The organism is Pedobacter sp. BS3, assembly GCF_008274585.1.
Classification (GTDB): Bacteria; Bacteroidota; Bacteroidia; order Sphingobacteriales; family Sphingobacteriaceae; genus Hufsiella_A.
Genome location: NZ_VTRT01000001.1, coordinates 53,343 through 69,228 on the forward strand (window position 1 = coordinate 53,343; position 15,886 = coordinate 69,228).

The 15,886-nt window shown below is 41.0% G+C and carries 15 protein-coding genes; 9 read left to right on the forward strand and 6 right to left on the reverse strand.

Translation table 11 applies throughout. The annotated features are described in order from the left end of the window. Positions 1-66 precede the first annotated feature (66 nt). Positions 67-1,044 carry a deoxyhypusine synthase family protein gene (locus FW774_RS00200; protein WP_149346154.1) on the reverse strand — a complete coding sequence of 326 codons (978 nt, stop codon included), beginning with the start codon at positions 1,042-1,044 and terminating at the stop codon, positions 67-69. Between the two features lie 219 nt (positions 1,045-1,263). Between FW774_RS00200 and FW774_RS00205 the strand changes: the two genes are divergently transcribed. Further along, positions 1,264-2,043: a TIGR00730 family Rossman fold protein gene (locus FW774_RS00205; protein WP_149346155.1), complete on the forward strand. Its 780-nt coding sequence runs from the start codon at positions 1,264-1,266 to the stop codon at positions 2,041-2,043. A gap of 144 nt (positions 2,044-2,187) precedes the next feature. On the opposite strand, the gene FW774_RS00210 is transcribed toward FW774_RS00205, so the two are convergent. Further along, entirely contained in the window at positions 2,188-3,174 is a 987-nt protein-coding gene (locus tag FW774_RS00210) for a virulence RhuM family protein (RefSeq protein WP_149346156.1), read from the reverse strand. Between the two features lie 233 nt (positions 3,175-3,407). Here FW774_RS00210 and FW774_RS00215 point away from each other — a divergent pair, with 233 nt between their 5' ends. The 5 genes from FW774_RS00215 (at position 3,408) to FW774_RS00235 (ending at position 8,398) form a co-directional block, all read left to right on the forward strand. Then, positions 3,408-3,596 carry a hypothetical protein gene (locus FW774_RS00215; RefSeq protein ID WP_149346157.1) on the forward strand — a complete coding sequence of 63 codons (189 nt, stop codon included), beginning with the start codon at positions 3,408-3,410 and terminating at the stop codon, positions 3,594-3,596. Between the two features lie 375 nt (positions 3,597-3,971). Next, positions 3,972-4,298, forward strand: a complete 327-nt coding sequence (locus tag FW774_RS00220; RefSeq protein WP_149346158.1) for a helix-turn-helix domain-containing protein — start codon at positions 3,972-3,974, stop codon at positions 4,296-4,298. A 3-nt stretch (positions 4,299-4,301) separates the two neighbouring features. Beyond that, positions 4,302-6,809 (forward strand): DNA cytosine methyltransferase, encoded by a 2,508-nt coding sequence (locus tag FW774_RS00225; protein WP_149346159.1) that lies wholly within the window; start codon positions 4,302-4,304, stop codon positions 6,807-6,809. Next, positions 6,810-8,009 (forward strand): hypothetical protein, encoded by a 1,200-nt coding sequence (locus tag FW774_RS00230; protein WP_149346160.1) that lies wholly within the window; start codon positions 6,810-6,812, stop codon positions 8,007-8,009. 11 nt (positions 8,010-8,020) lie between these two features. Continuing rightward, positions 8,021-8,398: a hypothetical protein gene (locus FW774_RS00235; protein ID WP_149346161.1), complete on the forward strand. Its 378-nt coding sequence runs from the start codon at positions 8,021-8,023 to the stop codon at positions 8,396-8,398. A 148-nt stretch (positions 8,399-8,546) separates the two neighbouring features. Here FW774_RS00235 and FW774_RS00240 read toward each other — a convergent pair whose 3' ends face one another. From FW774_RS00240 to FW774_RS00255, 4 genes are all read right to left on the reverse strand, one after another. Beyond that, complete coding sequence (locus tag FW774_RS00240; protein ID WP_149346162.1) at positions 8,547-8,861, reverse strand: phosphoribosylpyrophosphate synthetase; 315 nt, start codon at positions 8,859-8,861, stop codon at positions 8,547-8,549. A 55-nt stretch (positions 8,862-8,916) separates the two neighbouring features. Beyond that, positions 8,917-9,789 carry a DUF4440 domain-containing protein gene (locus tag FW774_RS00245; protein ID WP_149346163.1) on the reverse strand — a complete coding sequence of 291 codons (873 nt, stop codon included), beginning with the start codon at positions 9,787-9,789 and terminating at the stop codon, positions 8,917-8,919. 95 nt (positions 9,790-9,884) lie between these two features. Beyond that, positions 9,885-11,345: a cysteine--tRNA ligase gene (gene cysS / locus FW774_RS00250; RefSeq protein ID WP_149346164.1), complete on the reverse strand. Its 1,461-nt coding sequence runs from the start codon at positions 11,343-11,345 to the stop codon at positions 9,885-9,887. A 203-nt stretch (positions 11,346-11,548) separates the two neighbouring features. Further along, on the reverse strand, positions 11,549-11,731 hold the full coding sequence (locus tag FW774_RS00255) for a hypothetical protein (RefSeq protein ID WP_149346165.1): 183 nt from the start codon (positions 11,729-11,731) through the stop codon (positions 11,549-11,551). A gap of 349 nt (positions 11,732-12,080) precedes the next feature. On the opposite strand from FW774_RS00255, the gene FW774_RS00260 reads away from it, so the two are divergent. The 3 genes from FW774_RS00260 to FW774_RS00270 all read left to right on the forward strand — a co-directional run bounded on the left by FW774_RS00260 (position 12,081) and on the right by FW774_RS00270 (position 15,644). Next, the gene (locus FW774_RS00260) at positions 12,081-13,097 is read left to right on the forward strand and encodes a LacI family DNA-binding transcriptional regulator (protein WP_149346166.1); all 1,017 of its coding nucleotides are present in this window, start codon (positions 12,081-12,083) and stop codon (positions 13,095-13,097) included. 74 nt (positions 13,098-13,171) lie between these two features. After that, the gene (locus tag FW774_RS00265) at positions 13,172-13,597 is read left to right on the forward strand and encodes a Fur family transcriptional regulator (RefSeq protein WP_149346167.1); all 426 of its coding nucleotides are present in this window, start codon (positions 13,172-13,174) and stop codon (positions 13,595-13,597) included. A 100-nt stretch (positions 13,598-13,697) separates the two neighbouring features. After that, complete coding sequence (locus FW774_RS00270) at positions 13,698-15,644, forward strand: heavy metal translocating P-type ATPase (protein WP_149346168.1); 1,947 nt, start codon at positions 13,698-13,700, stop codon at positions 15,642-15,644. The last annotated feature ends 242 nt before the right edge of the window (positions 15,645-15,886 follow it).

The following is a 15,886-nucleotide window of genomic DNA, read 5'->3' on the forward strand; positions in this document are numbered from 1 at the left end:
GCCACTTTTCGCCCATTAAATGTCTAAACGCCTTTTACAGCGGTTTGTATTACTAAAACAATTTTATTATTGTTTCAGTATCCAGGCAAAAATAAGAGGCGCAACAATGGTAGCATCAGATTCTACAATAAACTTTGGCGTGTTGATATCCAGCTTACCCCAGGTTATTTTTTCATTGGGAACGGCTCCCGAATAAGACCCGTACGAAGTTGTTGAGTCTGATATCTGGCAAAAATAGCTCCAGAACGGAATGTTTTCCATTTCCATATCCTGGTACAGCATCGGCACAACGCAAATCGGGAAATCGCCCGCGATGCCACCGCCTATCTGGAAAAACCCGATTCCTTTGCCCTCACTGTTCTTAACATACCAGTCGGCAAGCCAGGCCATATATTCTACCCCGCTTTTCATGGTGGTAGCTTTTATTTCGCCTTTTATTACGTACGACGCGAAGATATTGCCCATAGTAGAATCTTCCCAGCCAGGTACTACAATGGGCAGATTTTTCTCGGCCGCAGCCAGCATCCACGAATTTTTGCGATCAATCTCATAATATTGCTCCAGCTCGCCGCTTAGCAGGATCTTATACATGAACTCATGCGGAAAATAACGTTCGTTATTGCTATCGGCATCCTTCCATACCTTATATATATGTTTTTGCAAACGCCTGAAGGCTTCTTCTTCGGGTATACAAGTATCGGTTACCCGGTTGTAATGGTTCTCTAACAGATCCCATTCATCCTGCGGACTCAGATCGCGGTAATGCGGAACACGTTTATAGTGCGAGTGAGCCACCAGGTTCATAATATCTTCTTCAAGGTTAGCACCGGTGCATGAAATGATAGAAACTTTATCCTGCCGGATCATTTCTGCCAGCGATATGCCCAATTCGGCAGTACTCATAGCTCCGGCCAGGGTGATCATCATTTTACCGTTTTCATCCAGGTGTGCCTCATAAGCTTTGGCTGCATCTACCAGTGCGGCAGCATTAAAATGCAGGTAGTTTTTTTCAATAAATTGGGATATTGGCCCTCTGTTACTCATGATCTAAAAGTTTTTGAAGCGCAAAAATAGGGAATCGTATCGTGATTTACGATGTTAGATTACCGGTTTGCAATTGAAGGCATGGATCCATTGCGCTGTTTTAACGCAGGATATTGTTTCCGCTGGTTGTAATTTTATCTACACATCCGGTAATTATATCATTAAAAGCATTTATTTTAAGCCCGATTTTCTGATACGCAGCTAATCATAAACAAGCTCATGAGTAATATCTTTTTTAAGGAAGAACAAAAGTTTTTAGAGGGCCCTCGAGCCAGATGGAAAGAATTAAAATACGTAGGCGGTGTAATGATGCAGTTTATAACAGGCTTTCGTACGCTGCACTTTATCGGTCCCTGTATCACCGTTTTCGGCTCTGCCCGTTTCAAGGAAGATCATCCGTATTATATGATGGCAAGGGAGCTTTCCAAAGAACTGGCCCAACTGGATTTCGCTATCATGACCGGTGGCGGACCGGGAATTATGGAGGCCGCGAACCGGGGTGCCAAGGATGCCGACGGGCTTTCTATTGGTTGCAATATCGTACTGCCCCATGAACAAAAACATAACCCGTACCTGGATAAATATGTTACCCTGGGCTATTTCTTTGTGCGGAAAGAGCTCTTACGGAAATATTCTTTTGCTTTTGTCATCTTCCCCGGAGGTTTTGGCACGTTAGATGAATTTTTTGAAACAGTAACCCTGATACAAACAGGTAAAATTGACCGTTTCCCGATCGTGGTTATGGGCAGGGAATTCCACAAAACCATTGAGGAGCATATCGCGACTATGGCCAGGGAAAAAACCATCAGCGAAGAGGATATGCACCTGATACTGTTTACAGACTCTATTGAAGAAGCGATAGACCACATTACCACTTATGCGGAAGCCAATCATACCAAGCTGCAGCCATCGCGTAAAACAAGCTGGATCTTAGGCGAGAAAAAATTAAAGAAATCGCCGCCGCCCACAGCTACCACGCAGGAGTTGGGTGCAAGCTAAAGATAAAGGCTGCTTTTGCAGACCTCACCTTGGGATATTTAGTAAACTATCATTTTCCTAACTTCAATATTGTCTGATCTCTGGGGTTTTCTTTCATTTATAAAGGCCTTGTAAATTCAAATCCCATACTTATATCTCGCTTTTTTATTTATTCCTCGTTTTCTTTACCAATTTATCAAAATCGCTTTCATAAGTTTGATCCTGGATTACCCGGAATTTCTCAAACTCACTTTCTGCCTTTAATTTGGCTTCCAGCATGGTTATTTTTCCTTTATCTCTTAAAATCGGATAGCTGGAAAGTTCCAGGAAGCCATCCAGAAACTTTGCCCATTGCTGCATATTGAAGGCTATGCCCCGCTGTGCATTGTTTTCTGCCAGATCCAGATAGGCGGAAACAATGCGGTTCAGTTCTGCTATATGCTGATGAGATAAATAGTTTTTAGCTACAGACACATCGCTTTTCTGAATTTTACCATCAGGAGCATCCTTCCAGGTTTTCAGTCCCATATACAGTTTAGTAGCATCTGCTTCGGTATAGATAATTTCGGCTGCTGTTCTTCCGGTAATTGCCCAATGCAGTTTGTTCTGTACCATTGCAAAGAAATCACGGGTTTGTACGCTGTCTTTATCATAATCAGTACTGAGCGCATACAAGTCGGTAATTTTCTGATAAAATCTACGCTCGCTGGCTCGTATCTCCCGTATGCGCTCAAGCAATTCATCAAAATAATCCTGCCCGAAATGTTTCCCTTGTTTTAATCGTTCATCATCTATAACAAAACCTTTGATAATAAATTCATTAAGCGTTTGCGTAGCCCATTTTCTGAAATCTGTTGCCTGTGCAGAGTTTACACGATAACCAACCGCAAGGATGGCTTCCAAACGGTAGAATTTGGTAGCATAATTTTTTCCATCAGCAGCAGTTGTTTCCAAAATGGAAATAGCTGAAGTCTGATCGAGTTCCTTAGTCTCAAAAATATTTTTCAGGTGTTTGCTTACAGCAGGCACATTTACACCGAATAATTCGGCCATCGCTTTTTGTGTCAGCCAAAATGTGCCGTTTTGGAAATAAACAGAGACATTCACTTTTTGGTCAGTGGTATTGAATAACAGAATGTCTTTTGGGTGCATAGCTATTCCGTTTTAAGCTTTTTCAAATTCCACAAAAATCTTCTCGAAAATATTGGTAGCTACTCTACAATTCTGCTGGCCTAAAAGGATATACTGATACCCTGATCGTATTAAATGCAATATCGCCGGAATTTTAACGCTCGGGTTTTCGTTAAAGGACATGAGTAATTCGTTTGACCCCTTAAAGATAAACTATTTTGACTTTACACTAAGAGCATGTTAAATTTTTATATGTGGCCATTCTGAATAGAATATTATTTATCAACCTGGCTGAAGAAGCGATAGACCACATCACCAATGATGCGGAAGCCAATCATACCAAGCTGCAGCCATCGCGTAAAACAAGCTGGATCTTAGGCGAGAAAAAATTAAAGAAATCGCCGCCGCCTACAGCTACCACGCAGAAGCTGGGTGCAAGCTAAAGTACTGTGCAATTGTTCGTTTGTTGTTGACCGATATTCTCTTGTTGTCTGCCCTTGGCGTGGAATTTTTTCACGCAGAGGACACAAAGATTTTTACGCAAAGCTCGCAGTTACCGGTCATGCTAAAAGACGACACAACCAACAGAAACCCAACTGTAAACCGATAGGCAAAATGCGCCAACGCTTCGCAAAATAAAAAGAGCTGCAACCTAACACTCAAGCCGACACAAATTGCAGCACATTTTATTTTGCCCAACCGCACCAAAGCCAACCCACCACCCCGACTATTTCTAACAAAAAATGTGAGAATAATTTGCCAGACTAAAAAACTTAGCTAAATTTGTCATCTGTTGACAAGTTAATTTTTACAAGCAAATGAAAGCAACTTTTGGCGAATATATCAGACAGTTACGGACAGACAAAGGTTTAACATTAACACAACTTGCGTCACAACTTGACCTTGACTCAGCGAATTTGAGCAAAATTGAGAACGGTAAACGTGAATTTGACGAGAAGCGTTTAGACAAATTAGCGATAGCTTTTAACCTTAACATTGACGAACTGAAAACAGAATATTTTGGCGACCAATTCGCTAAGAAAATGTATCAATACAACTGTTCACCCGAAACATTGATTGTTGCAGAAGAAAAAGTAAACTATCTAAAAAGTATAAATGTAAAACAAGCCGAAATAAAATTCTAAACTATGAACAAACCATTGACATATATAAGTTTATTCAGCAGTGCGGGAGTTGGTTGTTACGGCTTCAAACAAAACGGTTTTGAATGCATTGCTACAAATGAAATACTTACAAAGCGCTTGAAGATTCAAGCGTTCAACAACAAGTGTAAATACGACACAGGCTATATAGATGGAGATATTTCTACAAAAGAAACCAAAAATAAATTGTTTGCTGAAATCAAAAAATGGCAAACAGAATATAAAATTTCAGAACCTGATGTAATTGTGGCTACGCCACCCTGTCAAGGAATGTCTGTAGCAAACCACAAAAAAAATCAAGAATTGACAAGAAATTCTTTAGTTGTAGAATCAATCAAAATTACAAAAGAAGTCAATCCAAAAATTTTCATTTTTGAAAACGTAAGGGCGTTTTTGAATACAACTTGCACGGACATTGACGGAATAGAAAAAACGATTGAAGAAGCAATAAGAATAAATTTAGGTGGACATTACAACATACTTTTCAAAATTATAAACTTCAAAGATTACGGTTCGCATTCAAGCAGAACAAGGACTCTTGTAATAGGCGTTCGCAAAGACATTCAGAACATTAGTCCGTTTGACATTTTTCCCGAAAAACAAAAACCAAAAACGCTACGAAAACTTTTTGCAGGTTTAGAAGAAATAAACGAAATGGGAAAAATATCGGAAACCGATATTTTTCACTCGTTTCGTGAATACGATGCAAAAATGTTGCGTTGGATTGAGAATTTAAAAGAAGGACAATCTGCGTTTCAGAATACCGAAAAAGACAGAATACCACACCAAATTAAAGACGGAAAAATTGTAATCAACGAAAGTAAAAATGGCGACAAATATGCACGTTGGTATTGGGACAAAGAAGGCCCGTGTGTTCATACGAGAAACGATATTTTGTCAAGCCAAAATACTGTTCACCCAGCAGAAAATAGAGTTTTCAGCATTAGAGAGCTAATGCTGATGATGAGTATTCCTTCAACTTTTCAATGGACAAATCAATCAACAGACAAGTTGAATAAAATGAGTTTACTTGAAAAGAAAGTATTTTTGAAGAAAGAAGAATTAAACATTAGACATTGCATTGGCGAAGCAGTTCCGACAGGCGTTTTTAGCAACATTGCAAAAAGAATAAGTGATGTTTTAAGTCAAAAATTTCTTTCAACAACCGAAATCAACAACGTAATTAAAAAAGAAAAATTGAACGAAACACAAAATTTGCTTTCGTTCATCAATTCTGATTTTTCCAAGTTAGGTCTTGAAAACATTTATCAAATAGCGGAATATGCAAATTCAAGCCGTCAAGAAAATTCAGCATTTTTCACACGGAAAGATATTGCGTTTTCCGTTGTAAAGGATTTGCCCGAACTTAAAGGAAAAAAGAAAATCAGAATTTTAGAACCTTCGGTTGGTATTGGCAATTTCATTCCGCTGTTGGTTGAGAAATACGAAGACAAAGACGAAGTAATTTTTGACCTTGTAGATATTGACAACAATTCTTTTGTTGTGCTGAAAAATATTTTAGCCAAATTGAAGCTACCTAAAAAATTTAAATTCAATTTCATCAATGCAGACTTCCTTACTCACAGTTTCAATGTAAAGTATGATATTGTCGTAGGAAATCCGCCTTATAAAAAGCTAACGAACAACCAAGAATTGTTGTCGCTTTACAGATTCAATGCAAAAAACAATGAAACAAATAACCTGTTCTCGTTCTTTATTGAAAAAGCAATTACATTAGGAAATTTCGTTTCCCTAATTGTTCCTAAAAGCCTAATCAATTCGCCCGAATTTAATATTACAAGAGAAATTTTGAAAGAACAAAACCTTTTGAAAATTTGCGATTATGGCGAAAAGGGGTTTAAGGGCGTTAAGATTGAAACAATTAGTTTTTTACTTGATACTTCATCAAAAAAACAAAGTGAAAATATTTTAATTGAAAGTTACATCACGGAAACATTAGAAGAAAAGCAAAAAGATTATTTAATGTCTGACAAGTTTCCGTATTGGCTGATATACAGAAATGAAGAATTTGACCAAATTTCAGAAAAACTAAAATTTGATATTTTTCAGAGTTTTAGAGACAGACAAATTACCAAGCAAATCACAAAAGACAATGGGAAATACAGGGTGTTGAAATCTCGCAATATTGGTAATAACGAAGTTAAGGAATTAGAAAACTACGACTGTTATATTGACGATACAGAAAATTTGGCTGTCGCCAAATTTCTCAATCGTGAAGATGTTGTTATGATTCCAAACCTCACATATTATCCAAGAGCGAGTTTTTTACCGAAGAATACAATTACTGACGGCTCAGTTGCTTTATTAACTTTGAAAAACGGAAGCCGACTTCCGACAGAAAAAGATTTAGAATATTACGGAACGAAAGAATTTGAGAAGTTCTATCGTGTTGCACGTAATTATGGCACACGTTCACTTAACATTGATAATAATTCCGTTTTTTTCTTCGGACTCTTAAAAAATATTGAATAAATGACAGAAATTGAAAAGTTGCTTAAAAGCAAAAACTATGACATCAGACTTACCAATGATGCAAGATTTATGGACCAGAAATGCACACCAGATGTTGTTTGTATAATTGCTGACTGTGTTTTGAATTTAAGAGAAAACGAACCCCAAAAAGAGTTCATCGTGCAAGACATTTGGGATTCTCAATATTTCATCAAAAACGTAAAAGCAATATTCAATAAACCTTCTGCTACCAATCCAACAACACGAAGCGAATACGACAAGTTTATTCAGCAACCTTTAAGACTTTTGGCATATGCGGGAGTATTGGACATTGATAAGCGTGGAACTAAAAACTATTATAAAATTGCCAATTTATCTGTGTTAGAATACATATCGTTGAAAGACCGAAACGCTTACAATTTTCTTTACCAATACTTTGTAAAAGTTTTATCAGATAGTGGTTTGCTCAAATTTTTTGAAGTTTACAAAAACAAATATGAAAAGGGTAATTTAACACAGACAGATTTTGAAGATTTGCAAAAGCGTTTTATTAAATTCATTATCGGAAATACTGCAATTAACGGAGAAGTTGAAGTAAAACGTATTTATCCAAAATTACTAAACATCTACGCTTGCGAAAACAATTTGCCGGGTTCAATCAAAGGGCGAATGTCAGAGAATGAATTTTACTATACAGACTTAATGTATAATCGAAAAAATTGGCGTGATTTATCAAAAGACAAAACCATTTCACGACAAGAAGCAAATGCAGAAAGCGAACAAAACGTATTACCTGATACTGCGTTTAATGCTTATTTGGTTCAAAAAGCAATGAACCAAATAAAGAAAATGTATTCTGAAAGCGAAGTCAAAGACCAATGGGCAAATGGAGATGCAACACAAGTTCATCACATTTTCCCGAAGAGCAAATTTCCACAACTTGCTCATTACTTGGAAAACTTAATTAAACTAACAGCAACGCAACATTACACAAAAGCACACCCGAACAACAAGACAGATGCGATAAATCGCGATTATCAACTTGTTTGCTTACTTGCAAAATCAGACAGCATTGAAAAATCATTGAAAAAAAACGAACTCTATTACAGAAAGGAATCTTTCGTTTATTGCATAAACACAGGACTTGAACAAGATTTAAAAACTGATTTAACTTTCAGACAAATTAAAACGGAATTAGCAACAATTTATAACGACTTATAAAAACATAAAATATGGCACAACACACTTTTGGAACAAAACAGCAAATTCAATTTGCATCAGACAATGATTTTTTTGAAGCACTTGGATTTCTTTCAAAAAATGATGGGACAACCTCAATTCATTGGGAACACAATGAAAATCAAGGTGCTTGGGGAAGTGAAGGTAGAATTCATTGTTATAAAAATATCGCAAGTTTTCCAGCCTATTTCAGTAACGCCTTTTCAGCAGGGGTGAATAATATCGTGCACAGAATTAACTGTAATGAGTATATTGAATACCTTGCGACAAATCACGCAGTTCAGCTTGGACACAATCAAAACGTGACCGCAATTTTAGCTACAATTCCAGCCGTAAACATTGCAGACTTTAATCGAGGACTAACTTTATAGGAATCGCCCCGTTTGGTGGCACATTTGCAAAACCGCACAAGCCCTAGCTAAAGCCAAGTTTTGCATAAGAGCCACCAATCCTGATCGGGCGAAGCTCCAGCTTCGTTCGCGTACACTATAAGCTATGAACCATGAACTATAAGCTTTTTTAGTCTTCCTCCACCGCGATATTGCTCAGGAACGCGGTCTTATGCTCATCAGAATAAGCGCCGTAAGCATCTATTAAAAGACCTTTGTGACCTTGTTTGCTTTCTATGGCGTAAAGCACCGAATTATCTTCCGGGTCAGACATACCTTCAAAGCGGTATACATGGGTGATCTTTAGATCTTCGGGGTTGAATTGCTGTCCGAGAGCGCCGCACACCAGGCAGGTATCTTCAAAATGAAAATTGTAAGTGTAACCGCGGTTTTTTAAATCGTCTGCGGCTTCAGAAAGTGTTTCGTAAGAATGTTTTGGAGTCATCGTGTTAAGGTTTTTTAATTAAAACGGTAAAGATTAACGTTTGTTTGCCTCAACTTTATTTTACAGGAATATACATTTCAAGCACGGTGTACCATTTATAACCGGGCTGTAATTCCCAAACACGAATATAATTATACGAGGTGTTAATGCCGTTTTTAGTAGTTATGGCGTTTCCGTAGGTAAACGCCAGCTCGCCGCTATACGCCCGGTCGGCTTTAACAGGCTCGGAAGTGAGCTTAACGCCTTGTTTTGCCCAGAACGCTTTGACTGCTTTTTTACCGATAATGGGTTCGTAACCCGGGAAAAGCAGGTGGACTTCGTCGGTTAAAAACTCATTGTAAGCAATGCTGTTATCAGCTTTCAGGATAGTAGCATACAGCTTATCGCTGCTGAAAACAATATCTTCACGTTGCTGCAGCCGTGCTTCGCTGCGCTGGTGCATAAATTTTTCGCCGGTCGGGTTTAAAAAAGTAAGCTGTGGGTCTTTCACCGGTTTCTTATGCGATATACCGGCATCCAGCGCCAGCTTCCATACCCCTTTGTCGTTTTTTTTCCATACAGAAAGGTATTCGCCGTAGTATACGGCATCGTGTTGCGTGGTATCCCGGTAGGTATATGGCCCCGAAGTAAATCCCCAGTCGTCACTTTTGGATATTTTGGCAAAGGCAGGCTCCCAGCTCAGTATTCCCTTCTCAGGGTTATTTTTATAATAGGTTATTCCGTTTACAGGGTTTGGCCTGAAAACAACCGCATCCTCCAGTGCCAGCTTAAAAAAGGCTTTGTCAAATCCTTTTTCTTTGGCAAGCACCATAAAATAATTTTCTGCCGCTACCAGCTGACCCACCTTATCGGTTTTAACCTGGGCCCTGAGTGGCTGGCCGGCAATGTGTAATAACAGGAATATGGCAGCGCAGATGCTTTTCTTCATTTGAATATGTTAGCGATGTTTCAAAGGTGAAAATAGAAAATTCCGAACGGTTTCAGGATTCGGAATTTTTAATAAACGTTATTTTATCCGATTAATTATACTTTGCTCCAGGTAGTGCCTTCCTTGCTGTCTTTTAGCTGGATGCCTAATTCCTGCAGCTGAAGCCGTATCTTATCAGATGTTGCATAATCTTTGTTGTTTTTTGCATCCAGCCGTAAACGGATAATGAAATCCATCAGTTTGCCAAAATCATCAGTTTGAGCCACTTCCTCTGTAAGGCCCAACACATCGAATACAAAATCCCGGATCAGGGTTTTCAGCATATCCAGGTTTTGCTGGTCTAATGAACCTTTACCATCGTAAACGGTGTTGATAATGCGCACAGCTTCAAACAGCTCGGCAATAAGTACCGGACTGTTAAAATCGTCGTTCATGGCCTGGTAGCAGCGTTCGCGGATATTGGTGATATCAAAATCGGATGTTGCAGCAGGCGTTAGCTTATCAAGCAGGGCAATGGCGTTCATCAGCCGTTTGTATCCTTTATCCGAAGCATCGAGCGCCTCGTTAGAAAAATCAAGCGTACTGCGGTAATGCGCCTGAAGCATAAAAAAACGTACTGTCATGGGCGAATAGCCGCGTTCTAACAAAGGATGATTACCGGTAAACAGCTCCTGTGGCAGAAATCCGTTACCTGCCGATTTAGACATACGTGCACCGTTTACCGTAAGCATATTGGTATGTACCCAATATCTTGCCGGCTGCACATGATGGCATGCCTGCGATTGAGCGATCTCATTGGTATGATGCGTTGCCGCCAGGTCCATACCGCCTCCGTGAATGTCGAACGTATCGCCCAGGTATTTGCTGCTCATGGCCGAACATTCAATATGCCAGCCCGGAAAGCCCCATCCCCAGGGCGACGGCCAGCGCATGATATGCTCCGGCTTGGCTTTTATCCATAAGGCAAAATCCAACCGGCCGTGCTTTTCATCCTGTCCGCCCAGATCGCGGGTGTTGGCTAAAAGATCTTCCAACTGACGATTGGTCAATACAGTGTAGTTGTGACTTTTGCTGTACTTTTCAACATCAAAGTAAACCGTTCCGTTTACTTCGTACGCATAGCCGTTGTTCATGATGGTTTTTACCATCTCTATCTGCTCGGCAATATGCCCGGTTGCGGTAGGCTCAATGCTTGGTGGCAGCACATTGAACAGTTGCATAATGTGATGAAACCCCAGCGTATAGCGTTGCACAATTTCCATTGGCTCTACTTGCTCCAGGCGTGCTTTTTTTGAAAATTTATCATCACCCTCGTCCTGGTCGCCTTCCAGGTGGCCGGCATCGGTAATGTTTCTTACATACCTTACTTTATATCCTAAGTGCAGTAAATAACGATAAATTAAATCGAACGAAACAAAAGTGCGGCAGTTACCCAGATGCACGTCGCTGTAAACGGTCGGGCCACAAACGTACAATCCTACAAAAGGAGGATTAATGGGCGTAAAATTTTCTTTTGTCCTGGTTAATGTATTGTAGATAACCAATTTGCTCTTCATGCTGCAAACTTAGCAAAAGCACTTGAGGTATAGGGAAAAAGTTAAAAGTTGAATCCAGGCAGTACAGGAAACTCCCGGCACTTATCCCCGGGTAATTCGGGGTTCGGGATCAAGATCAAAAGAACAGTATAAAAATCGAACGCCATTTCAACCGGCGGGAGCCGTATTGATAATGGCGTTCTAAAGATACAGTTTAGCGATGATTATTTTTTAGCTGTTGTATCGCTTGGAGCTTTTTGTGTACTATCTGGAGCTTTGGTTGTATCTTTCTTAGTAGTGTCCTGGTACGTAGTTGTGTTTTTAATTGCTGTATGATTTACTTTTGCACTTAATGCGCCAATTCCTAATGCAGTTACTAATGCTGCCGAAAAAAATACCTTTTTCATAATGTTTATTGTTTAAAATGTTAATACTCAAACTTGTCCAGGTATATGAAAGGATGATGCCAAAAATTAAGGCGCATCAGGCAACATACTGATAATAAATCATTTATGGTAATTTTTCACTATATCTCCAAACTAACTTATTGTGGAAACATGCCACACTCTGTAGCAGCATGCAACAATATTTTTGCTGTCAGCTTGTTTCTCCCCGCTTCCCGACTTTCGGACTCCCCGACTTTCGGACTATAAGCTATTCTTGTTTCTCACCATAAACTTTCCGTCTTGTATCTTCTCTCAGCCTTATAAAAACTAATTCACAATTTTTTCGTACTTTGTGCTTATCAAATAAAATATGAGATTCGAGCCAATTACTATAAAAGACATCGCCAAGGCCCTGGGATTATCGACCTCCACCGTATCCAGGGCATTACGCGGCGGGTATGAGATCAGTGAAGAAACCCGGAAAACGGTATTGGAATATGCCGAAAAGATCAATTATCAGCCTAATCCCATAGCGCTGAGCTTAAAAGAACGCCGGAGCTATTCCATTGGTGTTATTATTTGCGAGATAGCCAATAACTTTTTCTCGCAGGTAATTAACGGAATAGAGTCTATTGCGTACGATAAAGGTTACCATGTCATCATATCGCAAAGCCACGAATCATACCAGCAGGAAGTTATTAACGTACAGCATCTGGCATCGCGTTCTGTTGATGGTTTGCTGATCACCCTTTCGGCAGAAACCCACGATGTTTCATACCTGAAAGAATTGTATGAAAAAGGCCTGCCTATGGTTTTTTTCGACCGCGTACCACAGGATATACAAACACACAAGGTAATTGCCGATAATTTCCAGGGCGCTTTTGATGCTACCGAGCACCTGATAAAAGAAGGCAACAAAAACATTGCCCACATTACCAATGCTGAGAAATTGTCTATCACTACAGAGCGGTTGAACGGCTATAAAGCGGCTTTGGAAAAATATCATATTCCGTACAGACCGGAGCTGGTAAAGTATTGCGACCATGGCGGTATGTTAACCGATGAAATTGAGGAAGCCATTCAGCAACTGCTGCCACTAAAGCCCGATGGAATGTTCATTGCAAGCGATAAGCTGACTACGGGCTGTCTGCTGGCGCTTAAAAAAGTCAACAGCAGGCTGGTAAAAGGTATTACCGTAGCCGGATTTACCAATTCAAACCTGGTTAACCTGTTTTCGCCTTCGCTGACCTCGGTACGGCAACCGGCTTTTGAGATGGGACAGGTTGCTACCCAACTGCTCATTGAAATGATAGAAAGCAAGCGTCCTGTAACCGAATTTGAAACGCGGGTGCTTAAAACAGATTTGATTTTACAGCAAACGGAATAAGCGCAGAGAAAGCGGAATGATGCCTGGCTTACGCTTGGGCTTTTTGAATTTTAACTTTTGAATTTTGACTTACCGTGAGAAAGGAACTTGAAGAAACGTTAGCTGCCAAAAGCATTCATCCAACCGCTGTGCGGCTTATTGTTCTGGATTACCTCACCAAACAGGAGGTGGCGGTTAGCCTTACCGACGCTGAAGAGAATATCGGCACGTTAGACCGTATTACCCTCTACCGTACATTAAAAACTTTCGAAGAAAAAGGTTTGGTGCACAGCATTGCCGAAGGTGTAAAGACCAAATATGCCTTATGCGGAAATTCCTGCGGCGAAAGCGGTCATCATGATACCCACATCCACTTTTATTGCAACCGGTGTAAAGAAACCATTTGCCTCCCCAAATCGCGTATAGCCGAGCCGTCCTTACCCGCCCGTTTTCAGGCACAGGAAATCAGCCTGACAGTAAAAGGCATTTGCAATAAATGCAATTCCATTGCACTCTCCTAAGCCCTACCTTTGTCATAAATTAAGATTTTGACTTTCAAAATGTAGACTGGCCTGTGTGTCTGGCCTTTTTAACTTTTGACTTTAAACTTTTAACTTTAAAATGGCTTGTAATTGCGCATCGCATAACCATACAGAAGATACAGCGCAGCACCATGAACACGAACAGGATCATGCATCTGCGAGGTGGAAGACCTATCTGCCTGCCGCGTTAAGCCTCACCATGCTTGTATTGGGCCTGCTGGCTGAGCATGTTATTAAAATCGACGGGTTTACCAGCTGGGTTCGTTTTATCTATTATGCTATTGCCTACCTGCCGGTAGGATGGCCGGTGGCTGTACATGGCATAAAGCTGGCTTTTGCAGGCGATATTTTTACCGAGTTTACGCTGATGTCGCTGGCGGGAATCGGTGCTTTTTATATCGGGGAATATCCCGAAGGAGTCGCCGTGATGGTATTCTATACCATTGGTGAGCTTTTCCAGGATGCAGCCGTTAACCGGGCTAAAAAGAATATCAAATCACTGCTGGACATCCGTCCCGACAAAGCTACGGTCATACGGAATAATGAGACACTTACTGTTAAACCACAGGACATACAAACCGGCGAAATTTTGCAGGTTAAACCCGGTGAGAAAGTACCTTTGGATGGCGAGCTGCTCAATTCCTCTGCGGCATTTAATACCGCAGCGCTTACCGGCGAAAGCCTGCCCAGAACCATTGATGCCGGTCAGCCTGTGCTGGCAGGTATGATTGTGCAGGATAAGCTCATCCAGATCAGGGTAACCAGATTGTATGAAGACAGCTCATTATCACGCATACTGGATATGGTGCAGCGGGCAACATCGCGTAAAGCCAAAACAGAAAACTACATCCGCACCATTGCACGCATTTATACGCCGATTGTGGTATTTCTGGCCTTGTGTATTCTGGTATTACCTTACTTTTTCGAGGCTTCATACCATTTTAACAACTGGTTATACCGGTCATTAGTTTTCCTGGTGGTTTCATGTCCCTGCGCCCTTGTGATATCAGTTCCGTTGGGCTATTTCGGTGGAATTGGGGCCGCATCGCAAAACGGCATCCTGTTTAAAGGCTCCAATTACATGGATATCCTCACCCGTGTTAATACCCTGATCTTTGATAAAACCGGCACACTGACCAAAGGTGTGTTCAAGGTAAATAAAACCGTAGATGTAAGCTTACCCGAACGCGAATGGCTGCCCCTGCTTTTAGCTGTTGAAGCTGGCTCAACGCATCCGGTAGCATTGGCTGTAGCCGATTATGCAGGACGAAACACACCGCATTTACAGGCCGACCACCTGGAAGAAATTGCCGGGCATGGCCTGAAAGCGCAGGTAGAGGGCAAAACCGTTCTTGCCGGCAATTTAAAGCTCATGCAGCAGTTTGATATAGCGCTTAACGCGAATATTACTGCAGAAGCCGATACCCTGATTGCGGTTGCAATTGACGGAAAATTAGCCGGGTACCTGACTTTTGCCGATGAGTTGAAAGCCGACAGCGAGGCAACCATTAAACAGCTGCATGCGCTGGGTATAAAAACCATGATGCTGTCTGGCGATAAACAATCCGTAACGGATACCATTGCTAAAAAGCTTGGAGTTGACAAAGCGTACGGCGATCTGCTGCCACAGCACAAGCTGCAAAAGGTAGAAGAAGTAAAGCAAAACCCGACTGCTATTGTAGCCTTTGCCGGCGATGGAATTAACGATGCCCCGGTACTGGCCTTAAGCGATGTGGGTATAGCGATGGGCGGCTTAGGCAGCGATGCCGCCATTGAAACCGCCGATATGGTCATTCAAAATGACCAGCCTTCGCGGATTATACGGGCAATTCGTATAGGAAAAGCAACACGGCGTATTGTATGGCAAAATATCACGCTGGCCTTTGGTGTAAAGGCCATTGTTATGATTTTAGGCGCCGGCGGACTGGCTAACCTGTGGGAAGCCGTTTTCGCGGATGTTGGCGTAGCGCTTTTAGCCGTACTGAATGCCATGCGCATTCAACGGATGGATTTTGACCGGTATTGAGGGCATATTGAGAAGGCCTCTCCCGCTGCTATTTCAACGCAGACAGCGTTCGGAACGCTGTCTGCGTTATCCCTCGTTTGCAAAGCAGTGCATAAATATCCGGCGAAGGCAAGCGAAAAGCACGGGTACATCAAAGCTCTCTGTAGCTAACAGGATCCTGTCAAAGAGATTGCCAAAAAATTGCTATTTTTAGCGTATGAATAACTTGAGTTCCGGAAAAATTACCTGGAACAAGTAAAGGA

Bases quoted from the DNA above. Each gene is read 5' to 3' on its own strand.
- FW774_RS00200 (WP_149346154.1), bottom strand. From the start codon at position 1,044: ATGAGTAACAGAGGGCCAATATCCCAATTTATTGAAAAAAACTACCTG.
- FW774_RS00205 (WP_149346155.1), top strand. From the start codon at position 1,264: ATGAGTAATATCTTTTTTAAGGAAGAACAAAAGTTTTTAGAGGGCCCT.
- FW774_RS00210 (WP_149346156.1), bottom strand. From the start codon at position 3,174: ATGCACCCAAAAGACATTCTGTTATTCAATACCACTGACCAAAAAGTG.
- FW774_RS00220 (WP_149346158.1), top strand. From the start codon at position 3,972: ATGAAAGCAACTTTTGGCGAATATATCAGACAGTTACGGACAGACAAA.
- FW774_RS00225 (WP_149346159.1), top strand. From the start codon at position 4,302: ATGAACAAACCATTGACATATATAAGTTTATTCAGCAGTGCGGGAGTT.
- FW774_RS00230 (WP_149346160.1), top strand. From the start codon at position 6,810: ATGACAGAAATTGAAAAGTTGCTTAAAAGCAAAAACTATGACATCAGA.
- FW774_RS00235 (WP_149346161.1), top strand. From the start codon at position 8,021: ATGGCACAACACACTTTTGGAACAAAACAGCAAATTCAATTTGCATCA.
- FW774_RS00240 (WP_149346162.1), bottom strand. From the start codon at position 8,861: ATGACTCCAAAACATTCTTACGAAACACTTTCTGAAGCCGCAGACGAT.
- FW774_RS00245 (WP_149346163.1), bottom strand. From the start codon at position 9,789: ATGAAGAAAAGCATCTGCGCTGCCATATTCCTGTTATTACACATTGCC.
- cysS (WP_149346164.1), bottom strand. From the start codon at position 11,345: ATGAAGAGCAAATTGGTTATCTACAATACATTAACCAGGACAAAAGAA.
- FW774_RS00255 (WP_149346165.1), bottom strand. From the start codon at position 11,731: ATGAAAAAGGTATTTTTTTCGGCAGCATTAGTAACTGCATTAGGAATT.
- FW774_RS00260 (WP_149346166.1), top strand. From the start codon at position 12,081: ATGAGATTCGAGCCAATTACTATAAAAGACATCGCCAAGGCCCTGGGA.
- FW774_RS00270 (WP_149346168.1), top strand. From the start codon at position 13,698: ATGGCTTGTAATTGCGCATCGCATAACCATACAGAAGATACAGCGCAG.